At 73.0% G+C, this 21,296-nt stretch carries 20 protein-coding genes; 10 read left to right on the top strand and 10 right to left on the bottom strand.

Going from position 1 to position 21,296, the window contains the following annotated elements; genetic code table 11:
- The first annotated feature begins 75 nt into the window (after positions 1-75).
- A complete protein-coding gene (locus J3A75_RS25940; RefSeq protein WP_209650810.1) occupies positions 76-1,254 on the top strand; it encodes an endo-1,4-beta-xylanase in 1,179 nt (392 codons plus the stop codon).
- On the opposite strand, the gene J3A75_RS25945 is transcribed toward J3A75_RS25940, so the two are convergent.
- Positions 1,241-2,359, bottom strand: a complete 1,119-nt coding sequence (locus J3A75_RS25945; protein ID WP_012320839.1) for an acyltransferase family protein — start codon at positions 2,357-2,359, stop codon at positions 1,241-1,243. The genes J3A75_RS25940 and J3A75_RS25945 overlap by 14 nt on opposite strands.
- Positions 2,360-2,574: 215 nt before the next feature.
- Here J3A75_RS25945 and J3A75_RS25950 point away from each other — a divergent pair, with 215 nt between their 5' ends.
- Both J3A75_RS25950 and J3A75_RS25955 read left to right on the top strand, forming a co-directional pair.
- The gene (locus tag J3A75_RS25950; protein ID WP_024829067.1) at positions 2,575-4,362 is read left to right on the top strand and encodes a murein L,D-transpeptidase; all 1,788 of its coding nucleotides are present in this window, start codon (positions 2,575-2,577) and stop codon (positions 4,360-4,362) included.
- 136 nt (positions 4,363-4,498) lie between these two features.
- Positions 4,499-5,032, top strand: a complete 534-nt coding sequence (locus J3A75_RS25955) for a Dps family protein (protein ID WP_012320841.1) — start codon at positions 4,499-4,501, stop codon at positions 5,030-5,032.
- Positions 5,033-5,089: 57 nt separating this feature from the next.
- Here J3A75_RS25955 and J3A75_RS25960 read toward each other — a convergent pair whose 3' ends face one another.
- Positions 5,090-7,765 carry a bifunctional acetate--CoA ligase family protein/GNAT family N-acetyltransferase gene (locus J3A75_RS25960; protein ID WP_209650811.1) on the bottom strand — a complete coding sequence of 892 codons (2,676 nt, stop codon included), beginning with the start codon at positions 7,763-7,765 and terminating at the stop codon, positions 5,090-5,092.
- Between the two features lie 402 nt (positions 7,766-8,167).
- Between J3A75_RS25960 and J3A75_RS25965 the strand changes: the two genes are divergently transcribed.
- Both J3A75_RS25965 and J3A75_RS25970 read left to right on the top strand, forming a co-directional pair.
- Positions 8,168-8,581 (top strand): MucR family transcriptional regulator, encoded by a 414-nt coding sequence (locus J3A75_RS25965; RefSeq protein WP_012320843.1) that lies wholly within the window; start codon positions 8,168-8,170, stop codon positions 8,579-8,581.
- A 110-nt stretch (positions 8,582-8,691) separates the two neighbouring features.
- The gene (locus J3A75_RS25970) at positions 8,692-9,441 is read left to right on the top strand and encodes a restriction endonuclease (RefSeq protein ID WP_012320844.1); all 750 of its coding nucleotides are present in this window, start codon (positions 8,692-8,694) and stop codon (positions 9,439-9,441) included.
- Positions 9,442-9,447: 6 nt separating this feature from the next.
- On the opposite strand, the gene J3A75_RS25975 is transcribed toward J3A75_RS25970, so the two are convergent.
- The 3 genes from J3A75_RS25975 to J3A75_RS25985 all read right to left on the bottom strand — a co-directional run bounded on the left by J3A75_RS25975 (position 9,448) and on the right by J3A75_RS25985 (position 11,176).
- The gene (locus J3A75_RS25975) at positions 9,448-10,089 is read right to left on the bottom strand and encodes a DedA family protein (protein WP_012320845.1); all 642 of its coding nucleotides are present in this window, start codon (positions 10,087-10,089) and stop codon (positions 9,448-9,450) included.
- 91 nt (positions 10,090-10,180) lie between these two features.
- Positions 10,181-10,660, bottom strand: a complete 480-nt coding sequence (locus J3A75_RS25980; protein WP_012320846.1) for a peroxiredoxin — start codon at positions 10,658-10,660, stop codon at positions 10,181-10,183.
- A gap of 102 nt (positions 10,661-10,762) precedes the next feature.
- The gene (locus tag J3A75_RS25985; protein ID WP_012320847.1) at positions 10,763-11,176 is read right to left on the bottom strand and encodes a hypothetical protein; all 414 of its coding nucleotides are present in this window, start codon (positions 11,174-11,176) and stop codon (positions 10,763-10,765) included.
- A gap of 115 nt (positions 11,177-11,291) precedes the next feature.
- On the opposite strand from J3A75_RS25985, the gene J3A75_RS25990 reads away from it, so the two are divergent.
- Positions 11,292-11,933, top strand: coding sequence for a YqgE/AlgH family protein (locus J3A75_RS25990; RefSeq protein ID WP_209650812.1), 642 nt, complete (start codon positions 11,292-11,294; stop codon positions 11,931-11,933).
- Between the two features lie 81 nt (positions 11,934-12,014).
- On the opposite strand, the gene J3A75_RS25995 is transcribed toward J3A75_RS25990, so the two are convergent.
- The gene (locus J3A75_RS25995) at positions 12,015-13,001 is read right to left on the bottom strand and encodes a hypothetical protein (protein ID WP_012320849.1); all 987 of its coding nucleotides are present in this window, start codon (positions 12,999-13,001) and stop codon (positions 12,015-12,017) included.
- Between the two features lie 392 nt (positions 13,002-13,393).
- On the opposite strand from J3A75_RS25995, the gene dnaK reads away from it, so the two are divergent.
- The 4 genes from dnaK to J3A75_RS26015 all read left to right on the top strand — a co-directional run bounded on the left by dnaK (position 13,394) and on the right by J3A75_RS26015 (position 17,916).
- Positions 13,394-15,310 carry a molecular chaperone DnaK gene (dnaK, locus tag J3A75_RS26000; RefSeq protein ID WP_012320850.1) on the top strand — a complete coding sequence of 639 codons (1,917 nt, stop codon included), beginning with the start codon at positions 13,394-13,396 and terminating at the stop codon, positions 15,308-15,310.
- Between the two features lie 255 nt (positions 15,311-15,565).
- Positions 15,566-16,708: a molecular chaperone DnaJ gene (dnaJ, locus tag J3A75_RS26005; protein WP_024829063.1), complete on the top strand. Its 1,143-nt coding sequence runs from the start codon at positions 15,566-15,568 to the stop codon at positions 16,706-16,708.
- A 139-nt stretch (positions 16,709-16,847) separates the two neighbouring features.
- Entirely contained in the window at positions 16,848-17,486 is a 639-nt protein-coding gene (locus tag J3A75_RS26010) for a class I SAM-dependent methyltransferase (protein ID WP_012320852.1), read from the top strand.
- A 109-nt stretch (positions 17,487-17,595) separates the two neighbouring features.
- Positions 17,596-17,916, top strand: a complete 321-nt coding sequence (locus J3A75_RS26015) for a hypothetical protein (protein ID WP_029359090.1) — start codon at positions 17,596-17,598, stop codon at positions 17,914-17,916.
- Positions 17,917-17,955: 39 nt separating this feature from the next.
- On the opposite strand, the gene deoA is transcribed toward J3A75_RS26015, so the two are convergent.
- From deoA to J3A75_RS26035, 4 genes are read right to left on the bottom strand one after another with little or no spacing between them, the layout of a single operon-like run.
- The gene (gene deoA, locus J3A75_RS26020; protein ID WP_043074330.1) at positions 17,956-19,269 is read right to left on the bottom strand and encodes a thymidine phosphorylase; all 1,314 of its coding nucleotides are present in this window, start codon (positions 19,267-19,269) and stop codon (positions 17,956-17,958) included.
- 2 nt (positions 19,270-19,271) lie between these two features.
- Positions 19,272-20,003 (bottom strand): deoxyribose-phosphate aldolase, encoded by a 732-nt coding sequence (gene deoC / locus J3A75_RS26025; protein ID WP_043074331.1) that lies wholly within the window; start codon positions 20,001-20,003, stop codon positions 19,272-19,274.
- Positions 19,996-20,820 (bottom strand): purine-nucleoside phosphorylase, encoded by an 825-nt coding sequence (locus J3A75_RS26030; RefSeq protein ID WP_012320856.1) that lies wholly within the window; start codon positions 20,818-20,820, stop codon positions 19,996-19,998. Before J3A75_RS26030 ends, deoC begins: the two co-directional genes overlap by 8 nt.
- Positions 20,813-21,253 carry a cytidine deaminase gene (locus tag J3A75_RS26035; RefSeq protein WP_058607170.1) on the bottom strand — a complete coding sequence of 147 codons (441 nt, stop codon included), beginning with the start codon at positions 21,251-21,253 and terminating at the stop codon, positions 20,813-20,815. Before J3A75_RS26035 ends, J3A75_RS26030 begins: the two co-directional genes overlap by 8 nt.
- Between the last annotated feature and the right edge of the window lie 43 nt (positions 21,254-21,296).

Below are 21,296 nucleotides of genomic sequence, written 5' to 3' on the forward strand. Positions count from 1 at the left end.
CGGCAGTCCCAGCGGATCGCCGCCCCGGCGGCGTCTGCTAGGGTGGCGGGCCCCCCTGCGGAACGAAGCACCCGGATGTCCCCTCCCCCGAGCCGCCGATCGATCCTCGCGGGCGCGGCCTCCCTCGGCCTCGCCGGCACGGCGCGCGCGGCCGGCCCGGCGGGGTTCGGTCCCCTCGGCCGGCCGTCCTGGTCGGCCGACAGCCTCCAGGCCGCAGCGGCCGCCAAGGGCCAGACATACGGCTGCGAGGTGCCGTTCCACCGCTTCGACGCGACGCCCGCCTACCGGGAGGCGGTGGCGCGGGAATGCGGCATCCTCGTCTGCGGCACCGAGATGAAGATGGAGGAGGTCCTGCCGGCGCCGGGCAGGACCGACTTCGCCCGCGGCGACGCGATCCTGCGCTTCGCCAGGGGGAACGGCCAGCGCATGCGCGGCCACACGCTCGTCTGGCACGCGGCGCTGCCGCCCTGGGTCGGGCCGCTGCTCGGCCGGGCGAGCGCCGTCCAGGCCGAGGATTTCATGCGGCGCTGGATCGAGACGGTGGCGGGCCACTATCGCGGCCAGATCGTCGCCTGGGACGTGGTCAACGAGATCCTCGGCAACGAGGCCGATCCCGACCGCGGCGGCGGCCTGCGCGACTCGCCCTGGCTCGCCGCGATCGGACCCGGCTACGTCGACCTCGCCTTCCGGATCCTCCACGAGACCGACCCCGCGGCCGCCGGCACCTGGAACGAGGACGCGGTGGAGCAGGGCGTGCCCTGGATGGAGGCCAAGCGCACCAAGGTCCTGCGCCGCCTGGAGGCGATGCGGTCCCGCGGCGTGCCGATCCGGCGCTTCGGGCTCCAGTCGCACCTCACCAGCACGATCCCGATCGACCAGGGCCAGCTGCGGCGCTTCCTGCGGGAGATCGGCCAGATGGGACTCGGGATCGAGATCACCGAACTCGACATCGACGACCGCGCCTTCCCGTCCGACGTGGCGACCCGCGACCGGATGGTGGCCGACTACGCCCGGCGCTACCTCGACGCGGTGCTGGACGAGCCCGCCTGCCTCGACGTCCTGACCTGGGACATCTACGACCCGGACACGTGGCTGAACGACCATCCCTACCGCAAGCGGCCCGACGGCCTGCCGCAGCGGGCCCTGCCGCTCGACGCGCAGTTCCGGCGCAAGCCCCTGTGGCACGCCATGAAGGCGGCCTTCGCGGCCGCGCCGGATCACAGGGCCGCCCGCGACAGGCTCAGGCGGGCGTGATCCCGGCCCGCCGGCCGTCCTCGGCCAGGCTCGGCTCCGGCGGCCGGTCCGCCAGCAGCCGGCGGCGGAGGCGCGCGCAGGGGCGCTCGACGAGCCCGTACATCCCCCAGCACCACAGCAGCGTCACCGGGAAGGCGGCCAGCATCAGCCCGACGCCGTGCAGCCCGGGCCGCAGGTGCAGCACGAGGGCCACCACGGTCATGTGCGCGAGGTAGAAGCTGTAGGACCAGAGCCCGAGCTGGCGCATCGGCCGGCCGGCCAGCAGCCGCACCAGTGGCCCCTCGCCGTGGAGCAGGTACGCGAAGGGCACGAACAGGGCGGCGCTCTGGAGCGTGTAGCGCAGGCTCTCGCGGAAGGCGGGATCGCGGACCGCCAGGGTCCCGAGGATCACCGCGAGGCTCGCCGCGACGTGCCAGGGCGCGGGACGCCACGCCCGGTCGGCCGGAACCACCGGGTTGTTCCACAGCCCGAGGCAGCACCCGAACAGGATCGCGTCGATCCGGGTGTGGGTCCAGCTGTAGTTCAGGCTGTAATCCGGCAGCCGCCAGACGTTGACGCACCGGATCGCCAGGACGGCCGCGCAGAGCCCCAGGCAGGCCAAGGCCGCGCGGCGCGGTCGCAGGCGCCCGAGCCAGAGCAGGAAGACCAGCGGGAAGACGAGGTAGAAGTGCTCCTCGATGGCGAGGCTCCACAGCGGCACCGGCAGCACCGCCTCGGTTCCGAACAGGCCGGGATAGTTCGTCAGGAACGTCGCCTGCCCGAGGATCGCCGCCGGCGCGACCGGCATCCAGTCGAGCCACCCCGCCGCGTAGAGCGCGCCGGAGGCGAGCAGGGTCAGGTACATGGGCGGCAGGATGCGCAGGCTCCGCCGAAGGTAGAAGGCTCCCAGCGACACCGTGCCGGTCCGCGCCCGCTCGATCCGCAGGAGCGTGGTGATCAGGTAGCCGCTGAGGAAGAAGAAGACGGTCACGCCGAAGCCGCCCGGCACCACGTGGCTGTAGCCGCAATGGGCCGCGAACACGATCAGGATGGCGAGCGCCCGCACCCCGTCGAGCTGCGGCAGGTAGGGCATCGTCTTCGGGATCGGGTATCCGGATTCCGGCATGGCGGAGGTCGATCTCGCGGCGGGCGTCGGGGTCTCAGCATAAGCGCGCTTTTCGCGCGGACCGACATCCGCGCGGCGCGCTGAGCGGCTGGACCAGTGTCCGCATGGTGAATCCAGCTCTCCGAGCCCGGTGAAGGCCGGAGGAGATTGGTAACCACGCCGGTCCATGATCCCGCCCGATCGCCCGGTCCCGGGCGCCGTCGGGAGTGTTGCGTATGGTCCCGGTCCAGCCCCGCCGTCACGCCCGCCCGCACGCCGCGCTGGGTGCGGGCCTGTCCCTGCTGGCCCTGCTCGGAGCGCCGGGCGCCGCCCTGGCGCAGGGGGCCGGCGCCGCGCAGGCCGGCCCCGCGCCGGTGCCACCGCTCGCCGTGCCGGTCGCGGTGCCGCCCGCCGCCGCGGGCGAGACCGCGAAGGGCCAGGAGCCCCGGGCACCCGAGGCGAAGGGCGCCGCCGGCCAGGCGGACACCAAGCGGGCCGAGACCAAGCCGCCCGAGCCCAGGGCGACCGAGGTCGTGCCGGAGCCTGTCCCAGTGCAGGGCAAGGCGCAGGATGCCAAGGTCCAGAGCGCGAAGGTCCAGGACACCAAGGCGTCGGAGACCAGGGCGCAGCAGGCCAAGCCTCAGGAGGCGGCCAAGAAGTCGCGCGAGCCGGCGCCGCTGGTCTACGCCAAGGTCTCCACCGACCCGAACCCGACGCTGACGTCGCGGACGTTCCTCGACACGCTCCGGGCGGCCGAGCGCTACGCGGCCTTCGCGGAGGCCGGCGGCTGGGAACGGCTGCCCGAGGATCTCGCGCGCCTCAAGCCCGGCGAGCGCCACCCGGCGATCCCCGCCCTGCGCCACCACCTGACGCTCACCGGCGACCTGCCGGCGGACGCGCCACCGAACGACCGCCTCGACCCGCCGCTGGTGGCGGCGATCGCGGCGTTCCAGGCCCGTCACGGCCTGCCCGACAGCGGCGTCCTGGGCCGGCTCACCATCAACGCGCTCAACGTGCCGGCCGCGGTGCGCCAGCGGCAGCTCGCCGCCTCGGCGGCCCGGCTGATGGGCTCGAAATTCCCGTTCGGCGAGCGCTACGTGGTGGTCAACATCCCGTCCGCCGCCGTGGAGGCGGTGGAGAACGGCGCCGTCGCGCGCCGCTACGTCGCGGTGGTCGGTTCCCCCGACAAGGCGACGCCGCCGGTGGAGACGCGGATCACCGACATCAACTTCAACCCGACCTGGACGGTCCCGGCCTCGGTGGTGAAGAACGAGATCATCCCGCAGATGCGCAGGAATCCGGGCTATCTCGCCAAGAACCACATCCGGATCCTCAGCCCGGCGGGCGAGGTCGACCCGACCCGGATCGACTGGGCGGGCGAGAAGGCCGTCAACTACACGCTGCGCCAGGATCCCGGCTTCGACAATTCGCTCGGCCAGGTGCGCATCGACATGCCGAACCGCTTTGCCGTCTACATGCACGATACGCCGGCGAAGTCGCTCTTCGCCGCGAGCGTGCGTTTCCACAGCCACGGCTGCGTCCGGGTCGGACAGGTGAAGGAACTCGTCGGCTGGCTGCTACAGGGCACGGACGGCCCCAACGGGCCGGGCACGAGTTGGGGCCCCATCGAGATCGAGACCGGCATCGCCGACGGCGAGCGCCGCGACATCAAGCTCGCCAAGCCGATCCCGGTGACCTTCGTGTATCTCACCGGCTACGCCACGCCGGACGGGAAGGCGCATTTCCGCGACGACATCTACAACCTCGACACGCCGGCGGCCGAGCCCGCCGCCACCGGCGCGATCCCGCCCGCGGCGGCTGCGGACGCGGGCGCCGCGAAGCCGACCCCCGCCACCACCGCGCCGGCCACGCCCCGGCCCGGTGCCGCCCACGACGCGAAGCCGGTCCCGGCGCGGGCCGCCGGGGCCAGGCCCGCACCGGCAAGGCCCGCCCCCGCCAAGCCGGCGGCAGCCCGGCCCGGCCCGGAGCCCCGCAGTTTGGAATCCGTCGAACCTATCCGCTAAAGCCAACCCAGCCATGCGATTCTCGGAACGGCGGAACCTCCCGACGGGCCGGTCATTGGCTCGCAGAAGGCGCGGCGGCCGCTCCCCGGAGAGACGGTTCGACGCGCCGAGCCACCGAACCGCACGGGAGACGACCATGGCCAAGGCCAAGCCGAGCAGCCGCATCGAGAGCGCGCGCCTGAACACCCCGACCGACCTCGATCCGAGCGACGTCCGGACGATCGCCGAGGGCCTGACGATCCTGAGCTCGGACCTGTTCGCGCTCTACATCAAGACCAAGAACTTTCACTGGCACATGAGCGGACCCCATTTCCGCGACTACCACCTCCTGCTGGACGAGCAGTCGGCCCAGATCTTCGAGATCATCGACGCGGTGAACGAGCGCGCCCGCAAGATCGGCGGCACGGTCCTGCGCTCGCTCGGCCAGGCGAAGAGCCTGACCCGCGTGGCCGACAACGACGCCGAGTACGTCTCGCCCCTCGACATGCTCAAGGAGCTGCGCGACGACAACAAGGCCCTCACCGCCAACATGCGGACGCTCCACGGCGTCACCGACGAGGCCGGCGACGTGGCGACCACCTCGCAGCTCGAGGAGTGGATCGACCAGTCCGAGGAGCGGACGTGGTTCCTCTACGAGACCACCCGCAACGCGACCGACAGCGGCCACTGAGCCGCGCCGCCCGGCCTCGGCACGGCCGGTGCCGGGTCGGGCCGCGTCGCGCCGCCGCTAACCGGCGGCGAGATCGAGGTGCACCTTCACGAGGCCCGGATCGTCCGGGTCGCGCCCCTGCGCGAAGCCGAGGCGGCGGCAGACCGCGAGCATCGGCCGATTCTCGGCCAGGACCGTGCCCTCGACCCGCCCGATCCCCTCGGACCGCGCCCAGTCGATCATCAGGCGCATCAGCGCGAAGGCGAGGCCCGTCCCGCGGGCGTCGCGGCCCACCGCGATCGCGTACTCGCCGCTCTCGTGGTTGGCGTCGGCGTGGAGCCGGACCGCCCCGAGCATGCGCTCGCCGCCGCCCGGCTCGATCTCCGTGGCCACGAACGCGATGGCGCGGGCGTAGTCGAGCTGCGTCAGGCGGGCCAGGAAGGCGTGGCTGAACTCGCGCACCGGACCGAAGAACCGCAGCCGCAGATCCTCCGGGTCGAGACCCTTGAAGAAGGCCAGGAACAGGCCCTCGTCCTCCGGGCGCACGGGCCGCACTCGGACCGTCCGGTCCTTGAGGTTGAGCGTGCGGATCCACTCGGCCGGATAGGGCCGGATTGCGAAGCGCGGGTGGCCGCGGCCGTGGGCGCCGCGCTCCGCGCGCCCGATCCGGACCCGGGCGTCCAGGGCCAGCACGCCGGTCTCGTCGGCCAGGAGCGGGTTGATATCGAGCTCGCGCACCTGCGGCAGGTCCGCGGCGAGCTGGGACAGCTTCACCAGCGTCAGCGCGATCGCCCCGAGATCGGCCGCCGGAACGTCGCGGTAGGCCTCCAGGCGCCGCGCGACCCGGGTGCGGGCGATGAGGTCGCGCGCCAGGGTCAGGTCGAGTGGCGGCAGGCCGAGGGCGCGGTCGTCGATCACCTCCACGGCGGTCCCGCCCCGGCCGAACACCACCACCGGGCCGAAGACCGCGTCCTCGGCGAGGCCGGCGATCAGCTCCCGGCGCTGGCCGCGGCGGACCATGGGCTGGACTGCGAAGCCGGTCACCCGGGCGTCGGGCCGCTCCCGGCGGGCGCGGGCGAGGATGCTGCGGGCGGCCTCCGCGACGTCGGCCTCGCTGGTCAGGTCGAGATGGACGCCGCCGATGTCGGACTTGTGCACGATGTCCGGCGAGACGACCTTCAGCGCCACCGTCCCGCCCGCCGCGATGATCGGCCACGCGGCCGCCGCGGCCGCGTCCGTGTCGGGGGCGAGCGTGATCGGGACGGTCGGGATCCCGTAGGCCTGCAGAAGGCCGTTCACCGCCACCGGGTCGAGCCAGGCGGCGCCCTGGCGCAGGGCGCCGGCGACGATCGAGCGGGCCCGCGCCGTGTCGGGGGAAAAGTCCCGCGGCAGCGAGTCCGGCGTGCGCATCAGGTCGTCCTGGGCCTCGCGGTAGCGGACGAGGTGCAGGAAGCCCTCGATCGCCTCGGAATCGGTGGTGAAATGCGGGATTCCGGCCTGCGCGAAGGTCTCGCGCGCCGCCTCCGCGTCGCCGAGCGTGACCGCGAAGACCGGCTTCTTGCGGGTCTGGCCGGCGCGGGCGGCCTTGACCGTCGCGGCGACGGCCTCGGCCACCGCGCCCGCCTCCGAGCGGACGGTCGGCACGTGGATCGCCAGCACGGCGTCGCTCGTCCGATCCGTCAGCAGCGGCGTCAGGGCGGCCGCGAAGGCCGGGCCGGCGGCCTCGATGCCGAGATCGAGGGGATTGCCCGGCGTGCGGCCCTCCGCCTCGGCGGGCGCCGCTAGGGTCCCGGCCCGCTCGATCAGCCGGTCCGCGGCGAGGAGGCCGATGCCGCGGCCGTTCGACACGATCGCCAGCCGGTGACCGGGGAACGGCCGCTGCCGCCCCAGGGTCTCCACGGCGGAGAACATCGCGTCGAGGTCCGGCACGGCCAGCAGGCCGGCCCGCCGGAAGGCCGCGGCGTAGACCGCGTCCGGGCGGGCCAGGGCGCCGGTATGGGTGACGGCGGCGCGGGTGTCGGGCCGGTGCCGGCCGGCCCGCAGGACCACGACGGGCTTGGCCCGGGCGGCGGCGCGGGCGGCCGACATGAACCTGCGGGCATCCGCGACCCGGTCCAGGCAGAGCAGGATCGCGCGGGTGCGGTAATCTGCGGCGAAATGGTCGAGGCAGTCGGCCACGCCGATGTCGAGGACGCTGCCGAGCGACAGCACCGCCGAGAAGCCCGTGCCGTGGCGGGCGCCCCAGGCGACGATGGCGGCCGCGACCGTGCCGGATTGCGAGACGAGGGCGAGGTCGCCGGCCAGGGGCGCGTGGGCGAACAGGCTTGCATTGAGCTTGGCGCCCGGGACCGCGAGGCCGGCGCTGTCGGGCCCGAGCAGGCGCAGGCCGTGGGCGCGGGCGATCCCGTGGGCGACCGGGCCGGGATCCTCCGGCCCGGAGCCGAGCCGCGCCGTGAGGATCACGGCCGCCCCGGCGCCGATCGCGGCGGCCTGCGCGACGACCTCGGGCACGCTCGGCGGCGGCACCGCGATCAGGACGAGGTCGGGGGCGGCGGGCAGGTCCGCGACCCGCGGCACGCAGGGCAGCCCCTCGACGGTCGCCTGATCGGGCTGGACCGGCATGATCGCGCCGGGGAACCCGGCGGCGCGCAGGCTGTCGAGCACGCTGCGCCCCAGCGAGCCCGCGCGCCCCACCGCCCCGACCAGGGCGATCGAGCGGGGCGCCAGCAGCTTGTCGAACCGGTAGGTGCTCACGACCGGCGACTCACGGCGCCGTCACGGGACGAGGTCCCGCAAGCCGTTCCTGGCGGCACGCATCTGGTCCCCTCGCTCACGTCCGACCGGGCGAGACGCCCGGGCGCCCGCCGCCCTCCCAGATGGCGCGATCCGGCGCGCCTGCAACGCCCGGTCGGCACGCACAGGGCGGAAATCGTCTGGTCGACGCCCGCGAGGCAGCCAGACCGCCTTTTGTTCAATATCGAGCGCCCTTTATCCACTCTAAGACGGGACTTGTGGGCGTGTGTGGATTGGTCTTGCTATTAAATTCACACCACCATAGTAACTGCCTCTTAACTACCCTGTATCGGGTCGAGCAGAGACAGATTCCGGCCGGCGCCGGCGGTCGGTGGCCGGCTGGGATCGAGTGGAGGTTATGGGATGGACGCCACGGGTGAAGGGCAACCGGACTATCTCACGCTGTCCGTCGACATCGTGTCGGCCTTCGTGAGCAACAATCCGGTCCCCGCGCCGGAACTGCCCGGGCTGATCGCGGCCATCCACGCGACGCTGCACGGGCTCGGCGAGCCGTCCGCCCCGCCGGCGGAGGAGCTGCGGCCTGCCGTGCCGGTCCGGCGCTCGGTCCAGCCCGACTTCATCGTCTGCCTGGAGGACGGCAAGAAGTTCAAGTCGCTGAAGCGCCACCTGCGGACGCACTACAACCTGACGCCCGAGGAGTATCGCGGGAAATGGGGCCTGCCGCCCGACTACCCGATGGTGGCGCCGAACTACGCCGCGGCGCGGTCCAGCCTCGCCAAGAGTATGGGCCTCGGCCACCAGCGCCGGAAGGGCTGACGGCGCGGCGCTCTCGTCCGCGTCCGCGTCCACAGCTTTCGGAGCCGGGTTAGGCATCGGGCAAGCCGCGCTTGCGAGGGTCCGGGGCCCGTCAGCGCCCCAGAGACCCGATGTCCGGCAAGCCCAGCCTCGTCGCCCGCCTGTTCTGGACGGCCGTGATCGGCCTCCCGTTCGGGCTCTGGTACGGCCGGCCGGCGCTCGCCGCGACGGGGCTCGCCCTCGGGCTCGTCCTGCTGCGGCATCTCGGGCGCCCGCGCCGGTTCCGGGCCCGGGTGCGGCGGATCGCCCGGGCCCATGCCGAGACGCTGGCGCTGCGGCGGCGTCAGGAGAGCTACAGCGACCCCTACGGCAACTGGATCGAGGACGGCTGGCTGCGCGAGCGGGCGTACTTCCTCGAGCGGACCGTCCTGCCGCAGCTCGGTCCCCGCTTCGCCGACCTCGCCGAGGCGGAGCACGCGCGGATGCTGGCGATCATCGAGGCCGAGGCGGCCGCCGTCGCGCTCCCGGACGAGGACGAGGCGCCCGGCGACGGGCTCGACTACGAGCGCTACTGCGCCGAGCGGCTGGTCCGGGCCGGCTGGCGGGCGCACCGGACGCCGGCGAGCGGCGACCAGGGCGCCGACATCGTGGCGGTGCGGGACGGGCTGCGCCTCGTCGTGCAGTGCAAGCGGCTGAGCAAGCCCGTGGGCAACGCCGCCGTTCAGGAAGCCGCCGCGGCGCTGCGCTACTGGGACGGGGACCGGGCCGCCGTGGTGTCGAACGCCGGCTTCACGCCGGCGGCGCGCCGGCTGGCCACGGCCACCGGCGTGCTCCTGCTGCACCACGACGCCCTCGAGGCGATCGACCTCGCGGAGGCGTGACGATCCTCAGGCGAGCGGGCCCGGGATGGCGATCTCCGCCTCGCTGAGCAGGCGCGCCTCGTGGCGGCGCACGAACAGCCACAGGGCCAGGCCGCCGAACACCACCAGCGCCAGCAGGGTCAGGCCCACCGGGCCGACGATGTGCTCGATCTGGCGCCCGCAATAATACGAGCCGAGGCCCATGCTGCCGGCCCAGACGATGCCGCCGAGGGCGTTGAAGGCGAAGAAGCGGCGCGCGTCCAGCCGGTTGACCCCGGCGAGCAGGGCCGCGTAGGCGCGCAGCATCGCGGTGAAGCGGCCGAAGAACACGATCTTCCCGCCGTGCTGGCGGAACAGGTACTGGCCGAGCTTGAGCCGCCCGTGATCGAGGGCGATGAGGTGGCCGTAGCGGAGCAGCAGCGGCATGCCCCAGCGCCGCCCCGCCCAGTAGCCGACATTGTCGCCCAGGATCGCCGCCGCCGCCGCCGCGGCGATGACCAGGCCGATATTCAGGTTGCCGGTGCTGCCGGCGTAGACGGCGGCCGAGATCAGCACCGTCTCGCCGGGGCACGGCACGCCGGCGCTCTCGAGGGTGATGACCACGAAGATCGCGATGTATCCGTAATTCGCGATCAGGTCGGCGATGGGCAGGTCGTTCAGGAAGGCCATGCGGTCCTCGGGCCGGTCTCCGGGCAGAGCCCGGCGACACAAGCGGACGGAACGTGGCCTTAAGAGGGCCGCCCTGCGGCGCGCGGCGCGCTCAGAGGACCTTCAGCAGGGCCTCGGCCCCGGAAACCTCGGCCTTCGAGGGCGTCTCCTCGACGTTGAGGATCCGGACGACGCCGTCCTCGACCAGCATCGAGTAGCGCTTCGAGCGCATCCCGAGACCGAAGCCCGTGCCGTCCATCTCCAGGCCGATGGCCTTGGCGAAATCGGCGTTGCCGTCGGCGAGGAATTCCAGCCCCTCGGCGCCGCTCGCCTTCGACCACGCGTCGAGCACGAACACGTCGTTGACGCTCGTCACCGCGATGGCGTCGATGCCCCGCCCGAGGATCTCGTCCCTGTGGGTGACGAAGCCCGGCAGGTGGTTGCGGTGGCAGCTGGGGGTGAACGCGCCCGGCACGCCGATCAGGACCACGCGCCGGCCCTTGAACACGTCGTCGGTGGTGCGCGCGATCGGGCCCTCGGGGCCGATCACCCGGAAGGTGGCCTGGGGCAGGTGGTCGCCGACCTGGATCATCGCGGGTCCCTCGTTGTCGCGCGCTGGGATGGCGCGCGTGAGCAGCGCGCCTGACCTAGCGTGGCAGGGGGTGCCTGTCGAGGATCGGGAGCAGCCTGCGGCTCACGGTCCGAGAAGCTTGACGGAGGCCGCCCCGGCGCCGAACAGCGCGGCCCCGGCCGTCATGCCAGACAGCGCCACCTGCCAGGGCGCGAGACTCCGGTCCCGGCCGATCTTGGCGGCCTCGGCCGCGAGCTTGGTCTGCTCGACGGCCGTCTTCGAAGCCTCGGCCGTCATCTTGACCTGCTCGGCCGCCAGCCTGGTCTGCTCCGCGGCCAGTTTCGACTGCTCGGCGATCAGCTTGTGCTGCTCGGCGACGAACTTCCGCGTCTCCTCGTGCGCGCGCTCGATCCGCGCGCGCTGCTCCTCGATGGCGAACGCGGCCTGAGAGGCGGAGCCAGCCACGATGGTCACGGTCTCGAACGTGGCCGGAACGATCGCCTTCGCGTGCCGGCCGGGACATTCTGCGGCGCGCATGAGACCCGCACAAGCTTGGGGGAGGCTGGCTGCGTCCCTATTGCCCGCTGGACAACGGAGGGGCGCGGCGTAGCATGGACGGATGGCGCACCCTCCGCACCGCAGGCCTGATCCCATGTCGGCAGCGTCGTCGCAGGCCGGGAAGGCCGCGTCGCCGCTCCGGACGGAGCTGTCGGGCCCGCACTTCCTCGACGGGCAGTTCCTCGTGGCCATGCCCGGCATGGCCGACGAGCGCTTCGCCCGCTCGGTGATCTACGTCTGCGCCCATTCCGCCGACGGGGCCATGGGCATTATCGTCAACAAGGCGGCGATCGACATCAGCATGCCGGACCTCCTGGTCCAGCTCGACGTCGCGCCCGAGGCGGACGCGATTCGCCTGCGCGAGCGGGTCGGCCACATGCCGGTCCTGATGGGCGGCCCGGTGGAGGGGCGGCGCGGCTTCGTGCTCCACAGCGACGATTTCCACATCCAGCAATCGACGCTGATCATCGACGACGGCATCTGCCTGACCGCGACCGTGGAGATCCTCCGGGCCATCGCCAGCGGGGACGGCCCGGCCAGCGCCGTGCTGGCGCTCGGCTATGCCGGCTGGCAGGCCGGGCAGCTGGAGAGCGAGATCATGGCCAACGGCTGGCTCAACTGCCCGGCCGATCCGGCGCTGATCTTCAACGCCGACCTCGACGCCAAGTACGACCTCGCCCTGCGAGCCAACGGCATCGACCCGGCGATGCTGTCGATGACCGCCGGCCGGGCCTGACCCGGCCGCGCGCTCCGGCGCCTCGAATCCGCCGCCCCCGGTCGCGCCGCCGCGTCGCGCCGGCGGTCCTGCGCGGGCCGCCTATTCGGGCAGCGCGTCGCCGCCGCCGACCGCGTCCGGGTTCATGCCCTCGACGGCCGGCTTGGGACGCGGCCGGCGGGGTGCCACGGCGGCGGTGGGCGTCGCCGTGTTGGCGCCGAGCCGGGTGGCCAGGGCCAGGGCGCGGTTCTCCGTCACCCGCAGATGGCAGAACCCGTGCGTGCCCTCGCGCGCGTAGGTGCGGCAGAGCTGCTCCCGGTCCGACGAGAAGGCGGCCTGCTCGCTGACGATCGGCCGCACGTCCTCGCGTCGGGCCCGCTGGGTCATCAGCTTGTAATTGTCCCGGACGGCCTTGTCGGCCACGCCGCGGGCCGTGTCGAACTCCCCGGCCCGCGGGATCAGGGTCGCGGCGCCCGGCCCCCAGAGGCCGACCGGCGTGGTCGCGCAGTCCGCCGCCGAGAAGGTGCAGACCGGGCCCGAACCCAGGCTCGAGACCAGCACGCCGCCGTCGGTCACGTCGAAGCGCAGCGGGCACTCGGCCCCGGCGGCCTCGAAGCGCGGCACGCCCTCGGGCTTGCCCTCGGCGGTGAGCGTCACCGGATTGCCGCCCGCGAGCGGCACCGTGCACGACTCCGCCGGCTGCGAGATCTTGGTCCCGGGCAGCTTGATCCGCGCCGTGACGGCCGTGCCGGAGCGCTCCAGCTTCAGGGATCCGGACAGGCCGTTGAGCTGCAGCTCCTGGCCGATCACGCCGTCCTCGGAGGGTGTCTTCAGCACGACCGGGCGGGCCGGCGCGGGGGCCGGCCGGGGCGCCTCGGGAGCCGCCGCGGGCGGGCCCGGCTCGCCCGGTGCCCCGGGCGCAGGCGCCGGCTCCGGCAGGCCGCGCGGCGGCGTCGGCGGCCGCTCCGGCTTGATGCCGAACAGGCGCTCGAAGAAGTTCTGGGCCCGCGCGGGGGGCGCGGCGAGCATCCCGGGCGCCGCGACGGCGACCGCCAGGATCGGGAGCAGGAGGCTGCGGGTCGGGCGCATCGGACTCTACGACGGGGACACGAAGTGGCGGGGCCACGCGCAACCCCTTGTCGAAACGTTAACACGCCGTCGATGGCGCCGACGTGGCAGCGGAGCAACAAAATGCAGCCACGCCACCGGGCCGCGGCCGGCCGTGCGGCGAGATCCTGCCGGAATGACAAGGGGATGGCGCGGATCCGCGTGGCCGATCCCGCCGCGCAGGCTTCGCCTTGCGGGCCCGGAACGGGCTTCTTATATCGCCCTCGACGCGGGATTGCGCGCTGGGTTTCAGCCGTTCACGGCCCTTGATCCGGCCCGGGTCCCATACTCACATCACCCCCGACACCGCCATGGGCCGAGCTGCTTCGGGGCTCGGCGGTCTGCTTGAACGCGACACAAAGAGGGATCCCACCATGGGTAAAGTTATCGGCATCGATCTGGGCACCACCAATTCCTGCGTGGCCGTGATGGAAGGCACGCAGCCCAAGGTCATCGAGAATTCGGAAGGCGCGCGCACCACGCCGTCCATCGTCGCCTTCACGGACGACGGCGAGCGGCTCGTCGGCCAGCCGGCCAAGCGCCAGGCGGTCACGAACCCCGAGCGCACGTTCTTCGCCATCAAGCGGCTCATCGGCCGGACCTACGACGACCCGATGACCCAGAAGGACAAGGGCCTCGTGCCCTACAAGATCGCCCGCGGCGACAACGGCGACGCCTGGGTCGAGGCGGACGGCAAGAAGTACTCGCCCTCGCAGATCTCCGCCTTCACGCTGCAGAAGATGAAGGAGACCGCCGAGTCGCATCTCGGCCAGCCGGTCACGCAGGCGGTCATCACGGTCCCGGCCTACTTCAACGACGCCCAGCGTCAGGCCACCAAGGACGCCGGCAAGATCGCGGGCCTCGAGGTGCTGCGCATCATCAACGAGCCGACCGCGGCGGCGCTCGCCTACGGCCTCGACAAGAAGAAGTCGGGCACGATCGCGGTCTACGACCTCGGCGGCGGCACCTTTGACGTCTCGATCCTGGAGATCGGTGACGGCGTGTTCGAGGTGAAGTCGACGAACGGCGACACCTTCCTGGGCGGCGAGGACTTCGACAACCGCATCGTCGAGTACCTGACGGCCGAGTTCAAGAAGGAGCAGGGCATCGACCTGACCAAGGACAAGCTCGCCCTCCAGCGCCTCAAGGAGGCCGCCGAGAAGGCGAAGATCGAGCTGTCCTCGGCCACCCAGACCGAGATCAACCTGCCCTACATCACCGCCGACAACACCGGCCCGAAGCACCTCGCGCTGAAGCTCAGCCGGGCGAAGTTCGAGTCGCTCGTCGACGACCTGGTGCAGCGCACGATCGAGCCCTGCCGCAAGGCGCTCAAGGATGCCGGCGTCTCGGCCTCCGAGATCGACGAGGTGGTGCTGGTCGGCGGCATGATCCGCATGCCGAAGATCCAGGAAGTGGTGAAGTCCTTCTTCGGCAAGGAGCCCCACAAGGGCGTCAACCCGGACGAGGTCGTGGCCATCGGCGCCGCCGTGCAGGCCGGCGTGCTCCAGGGCGACGTCAAGGACGTGCTGCTCCTCGACGTGACCCCGCTGTCGCTGGGCATCGAGACGCTGGGCGGCGTGTTCACCCGGCTCATCGACCGCAACACCACGATCCCGACCAAGAAGTCCCAGACCTTCTCGACCGCCGAGGACAACCAGAACGCGGTCACGATCCGGGTCTTCCAGGGCGAGCGCGAGATGGCGGCCGACAACAAGCTGCTCGGCCAGTTCGACCTCGTCGGCATCCCGCCGGCGCCCCGCGGCATGCCGCAGATCGAGGTGACCTTCGACATCGACGCCAACGGCATCGTCAACGTGACGGCCAAGGACAAGGCGACCAACAAGGAGCACCAGATCCGCATCCAGGCCTCGGGCGGCCTCTCGGACGCCGACATCGACCGGATGGTGAAGGACGCCGAGGCGAACGCCGAGGCCGACAAGAAGCGCCGCGAGCTCGTCGAGGTGAAGAACCAGGGCGAGAGCCTGATCCACGCCACCGAGAAGTCGGTGACCGAGTACGGCGACAAGGTCCCGGCCGCCGACAAGGGCGCGATCGAGACCGCGATGACCGCGCTCAAGACCGCGCTCGAGGGCGACGACGTCGAGGCCATCAAGGCCCGCACCACGGACCTGATGCAGGCCTCGATGAAGCTCGGCGAGGCCATGTACGCCGCCAACCAGGCGGCCGGCCCGGATGCCGGGGCCGAGGCGGCGGCCTCCGAGAAGAAGGACGACGTCATCGACGCCGACTTCCAGGAGGTCGACGAGAAGGACCAGAAGAAGCGCGCCTGAGGCGCGGATCTGATACGACCGCGCGGGGCCGGAGCGATCCGGCCCCGCCTTTGCGTGAGCAGCGTATTCAGAAGCTCCGTCATGCCGGGCATGCGGGGCCCGGGATCCAGGGCCGACGGCAGAGCGCGAATCCGCGTCGTCGGCGCTTCTGGTTTCCGGGCTCGTCAGCGGCGCCCCGGATCGGCGGCGCAGTGGTAGAAGCGTCGCGGCCCGGGGTTCGGGACGGGACGGGACGGGAAGGCACCTGAGGGCGGGATGTCGAAGCGGGACTATTACGAGATCCTGGGGGTCACCAAGACCGCCACGGAAGGCGAGATGAAGGTCGCTTTCCGCAAGCTCGCGATGACCTATCATCCCGACCGGAATCCCGGCGACAAGGACGCCGAGATCAAGTTCAAGGAAATCAACGAGGCCTATCAGTGCCTCTCGGACGGCCAGAAGCGCGCCGCCTACGACAGGTTCGGCCACGCGGCCTTCAGCCAGGGCGGCGGCGGTCCCGGATTCGGCAACGAGTTCGGCGACTTCATGTCGGACATCTTCGACAATTTCTTCGGTGACGGCCGCGGTGGCGGCGGCGCGCGCGGCCGCGGCGGCACGCCGGGCCGCGAGCGCGGGGCCGACCTGCGCTACAACCTCGAGATCACCCTGGAGGAGGCCTTCACCGGCAAGGCCGAGACCATCAAGATCCCGACCTCGATCACCTGCGAGGTCTGCGACGGGTCCGGCGCGAAGCCCGGCTCGAAGCCGCGGACCTGCCCGACCTGCGCGGGCTACGGACGGGTCCGGGCGGCGCAGGGCTTCTTCGCCATCGAGCGGACCTGCCCCAACTGCCACGGCCGCGGCGAGATCGTGGACGATCCCTGCACCGCCTGCCAGGGCGCCGGCCGGGTCAACCGCGAGCGCACCCTCTCGATCAACGTGCCGGCGGGCGTCGACGACGGATTGCGGATCCGGCTCGCCGGCGAGGGCGAGAGCGGGCTGCGCGGCGGGCCGGCGGGCGACCTCTACGTCTTCCTGTCGATCAAGCAGCACGAGTTCTTCCAGCGCGACGGCGCCGACCTGTTCTGCCGGGTGCCGATCTCGATGGTGACGGCCGCGCTCTCGGGCGAGATCACCGTGCCGGTGATCGACGGCTCGCAGACGCAGGTGCGCATCCCCGCGGGGACGCAGACCGCCAAGCAGTTCCGCATCAAGGGCAAGGGCATGCCGGTGCTGCGCTCGCGGGAGGTCGGCGACCTCTACATCCAGGTCTTCGTCGAGACCCCGCAGAACCTGACCAAGCGCCAGCGCGAGCTGCTCCAGGAGTTCGATCAGTCGGCCTCCCCGGAGAACCATCCCGAATCCGCGGGCTTCTTCTCGAAGGTGCGGGACTTCTTCGGGGGCGCGGTCCGGCCGTGAGGCCGGATCCGAAACCCGGGACGGCCCGTTATGCAAGCGGCCGGCGTGGCTTGCATCCCCTAGGCGCGGCGCCGGCTTGACTGTAAGACAGCGCCGTCCCTAGCCATTCATTCTCATCCGGCATCAAGGAATCCAGGACTTGCCGCCGCTCCGCCGTCCCAACGCGAAGGCTCCTGCGGGCAGGAGCGCGATTTTCGGGCCGCGGCGCGACCCCCTCGAGGACGAGGCCCGGTTCCTGCGGTCCTGGCTCGAGCGCCCCCTGGTCACGGGGGCCGTGACGCCCTCGGGCAAGATGCTCGCCCGGACCATGGCCGCCTACGTCGACCCGCGCCTGGAAGGGCCGGTCGTCGAGCTCGGCCCCGGCACCGGGCCGGTGACCGAGGCGCTGATCCGGCGCGGCGTCGCGCCGGAGCGGCTGATCCTCGTGGAGTTCAACCCCGATTTCTGCCGCCTCCTGACCCATCGCTTCCCGGGCGTGCGGGTCATCCAGGGCGATGCCTACAACATGCGCGCGAGCCTCGAGGACGTGCTGACGCAGCCCGCGGCCGCGACGATCTCGAGCCTGCCGCTGTTCACCAAGCCGCTGGAGCAGCGGCTCGACCTGCTCAACACCGCCCACGACCTGATGCGGCCGGGCGCGCCGTTCGTGCAGTTCACCTACGCGGTCGTGCCGCCGATCCCGGCCCGCTGCGAGGCCGGCAGCTACACCGCGGACCGCTCCAACCGGGTCTGGCTGAACCTGCCGCCGGCGCGGGTCTGGGTCTACCGCCGACCCTGACCTGAACACGGCCTGAGCGAGCAGGTCACGTTTGCGTCAACTGGAAAGGCGCAGACCTGGGACACGGCCGGACGCCACAGGGCGACCGGCGTGGATCAGGAGAACGCCGATGTTCACCAAGACCGCACGGACCCGCCTGGCCGCCGCCCTGGCCCTGGGCGGACTCGCCCTCGCGGCGCCCGCGACGGCCGCCCCCCTCGGCCGCGATGCCGGCCTGCGGGCGGAAGGCGGCGACGTCCACACCGTCCAGTACGGCTACGGCTACGGGCACCGCCACGGCGGCTGGGGCCACCACGGCTACGGCCCGCGCCATCACCATCACGGCGGCTGGGGCCGGGGCCACCATCACGGCTGGCGGCACCACGGCTTCGGGCCGCGTCACCATCACCACGGTGGCTGGGGCCACCGTCACGGCTACGGCCGCTGGTAACAGCTGGTCCGCGCGCCCGGTCCCGACCGGGCGCGGCCCCTAACCGGCGTCCACCCGCTCCAGGACGGGCGGCCGCTCCGTCGGCGCGTCGCCCATCCGGTAGGCCGCCCGCAGCGCGGCCTCGGCCCGGTCCGCGGCGGCCTCGTCGGCCGCGTGGACGATCCCGAGCAGGCCGCCGGACGATCCCGGACCGGCGAGGTCCGTGAAGCCGACGCGCGGGTCGACGGGATCCTCCGGCCGCGTGCGTCCGCCCCCGAGTCCGATCACCGCCAGGCCCAGCGCCCGCGTCGCGATCCCCGCGACGGTCCCGTCCTGACGCACCGCCCGGCGCACCGGTGCCGCCGGCAGATGCGCCGCCGGCCGCTCCAGGAGATCGCCCGGCCCGCCCAGGGCCGCGACCATGCGGCCGAAGCCCTCGGCCGCCCGGCCCGACGCGAGGGCCCGCTCCAGCCGCTCCGCGGCGCTGTCGCGGTCCGGCGCGAGGCCGCCGACGACCAGCATCTCCGCGCCCAGGGCCACCGTGACCGCGTGGAAGCGCGGCTCGCGGCGCGCGCCCGTCAGGTAGTCGATCGCGTAGGCGACCTCGACGGCGTTGCCGGCCGCGCTGGCGAGCGGCGCGTCCATGTCGGTGATCAGCGCGGCGGTGTGCAGGCCGGCCCCCTCCGCCACCGTGACGATGCTCCCCGCCAGGGCGCGCGCCTCGGGCAGCGTCGCCATGAAGGCACCGGAGCCCTGCTTCACGTCCATCACGAGCCCGTCCAGCCCGGCGGCGAGCTTCTTCGACAGGATCGAGGCGGTGATCAGGTCGCGGGACTCGACCGTGCCGGTGACGTCGCGGATCGCGTAGAGGCGCCGGTCCGCGGGCGCGAGCTCGGCAGTCTGGCCGATGATGGCGCAGCCGACCGTGCCGACGACCCGGCGGAACGCGTCGAGGCCCGGCGTCGCGTCGTAGCCCGGGATGCTGCCGAGCTTGTCCAGCGTCCCGCCGGTATGGCCGAGGCCGCGCCCCGAGATCATCGGCACGTAGCCGCCGCAGGCCGCGACCATCGGGGCGAGCGGCAGGCTCACCGCGTCGCCAATGCCGCCGGTGGAGTGCTTGTCGAGGACGGGCCCGGGCAGGTCCCAGGCGAGGACCCGGCCCGACTCGGCCATAGCCCGGGTCAGCGCCACCCGCTCCGGCAGCGACAGGCCGCGGAAGAACACCGCCATGGCGAAGGCCGCCGCCTGACCCTCCCCGACCGTGCCGTCGGTGAGGCCGCGGATGAAGGCGTCGATCGCCTCCGGCTCGAGGGGCTGGCCGTCGCGCTTGGCCCGGATCGTCTCCTGAGGGAGCCTCTCCTGGGAAAGCCGCACGCTCACAGCGTCCGCGCCCGCATTAGGGTCTCGAACAGGCTGCTCGCCCCCAGCCGGAAGGTTCTCGGGCTCACCCAGCCGGGGCCCATCAGCCGGTCGGCCAGATCGAGGTAGGTGGCGGCGTCGGCGACGCTGCGCAGGCCGCCGGAGACCTTCAGGCCCGCGGGGCGGCCGCCGCCGCGGATCTCGGCCAGCATCGCCTCGGCGGCCTCCGGGGTCGCCGAGACCGGGCTCTTGCCCGTGGAGGTTTTCAGGAAATCGGCGCCCGCCTCCAGGGCGATCCGGCCGGCCTCCCGGATCCGCCCCGGATCGGCGAGTTCGCCCGTCTCCAGGATCACCTTGAGGGTCGCGGACCCGCAGGTGTCGCGCACGGCCTCGACCATGTCGCGGGCGATCGCCGCCTCGCCCCGCAGCAGCGCGCCGTAGGGCAGGACGAGGTCGATCTCGTCGGCGCCGTCGCGCAGGGCCTCGGCGGTGTCGTCGGTGGCGCGGGCGCAGTCCTCGCCGCCCGCGGGGAAGTTGATCACCGTGGCGATCCGGATCCCGGTGCCCGCGAGCGCCCGCGCGCCCTGCGCGACGAAGCGCGGCCAGACGCAGATCGCCGCGACGCCGCCGCGCTTCGCGTCCCGGCAGAGGACGTCGATCCTGGTCTCGGTGCAGGTCTCGCCGAGATCGGTGAGGTCGAGGAGCGGCAGGGCCCGGCGGGCGACCGCGCCGGCATCGGGATCAGTCATCGGCTGTCTCTCCGTCGGGCAGGCCGGCCACGAAGGCCCGGACCAGGCGGCCGAGATCCTCCGCGGCCCGGGCCGCCACCGCCTTCGTCTCCGCGTGGTTCGGGTCGCCGCCCGCGATGCCGGCCGCGAGGTTCGTCACCACCGAGACCGCCGCCACCGGCAGGCCGAGAAACCGGGCGAGGATCACCTCGGGCACGGTCGACATGCCCACGAGGTCGGCGCCCAGGAGGCCGGCCATCCGCACCTCCGCGGGCGTCTCGAAGCTCGGGCCCGAGAACCACGCGTAGATCCCCTCCCCCAGGGACACACCGCAGGCCCCGGCCGCCGCGCGGAGCCGCGCCCGCAGGTCCGGGTCGTAGGCCTCGGTCATCGGCACGAACCGCGCGTCGCTGGCCTCGCCGATCAGCGGGTTCATCCCGGAGAGGTTGATGTGGTCGGCGAGCAGCACGAGGCTGCCGGGCCCGGTCGCCGGCCGCAGCGATCCGGAGGCGTTGGTGAGCAGCAGGCGCCGGGCGCCGAGGTGCCGGGCGCAGGCGAGCGGCACCCGCATCGCCGCCGGGTCACCGCGCTCGTAGGCGTGGGCCCGCCCCTCGAAGATCAGGACCGGTCGCCCCGCGAGGCGTCCCCGGTGCAGCCGGCCGCCGTGGCCGCTGACGCCGGGCCCCGGAAACCCGGGGATCGCCGCGTAGTCGACGGCGCTCGCGTCCGTGAGGGCCGCCGCAATCCCGCCGAGGCCGGTGCCGGTCACCACCGCGCAGGCGTAGGGACCCGCGAAGCCGGCGGCGCGCAGGGCGTCGCGGGCGGCCGCCTCACTCACCGAGCGTCTCCGGGCCGAAGGATTCCGGCAGCAGCTCCGCCAGGGTGAAGCTGCGGGCGACGCCGCCCGGACCGGCGGCGTGGATCGGGGTGTCCGGCCCGGCGAACTCGCGGATGCGCTGGCGGCAGGCGCCGCAGGGCGTCACCGGGCCGTTGCCGTCGCCGCAGACCAGGATCGCCGCGATGCGCCGGCCTCCGGCCGCCACCATGGCGGCGATCGCCCCGGCCTCCGCGCAGGTTCCGACCGGGTAGGCGGCGTTCTCGACGTTGCAGCCGGCGTGGATCCCGCCGCGCTCGTCGCGCAGCGCGGCCCCGACCGGGAAGCGGGAATAGGGTGCGTGCGCGTGCGCGCGCACCGCGCGCGCCGCCTCGAACAGGGCTGCGAGCCCGTCATCGTCCCCTGCTGGGTCCCGTGCTGGATCCGCGGCCTGCATGGCCGATCTTTGGCACCCGCCGGGGCGCCCTGTCGAGGCCCTG

The organism is Methylobacterium sp. PvP105 (assembly GCF_017876975.1).
GTDB classification, from domain to species: domain Bacteria; phylum Pseudomonadota; class Alphaproteobacteria; order Rhizobiales; family Beijerinckiaceae; genus Methylobacterium; species Methylobacterium radiotolerans.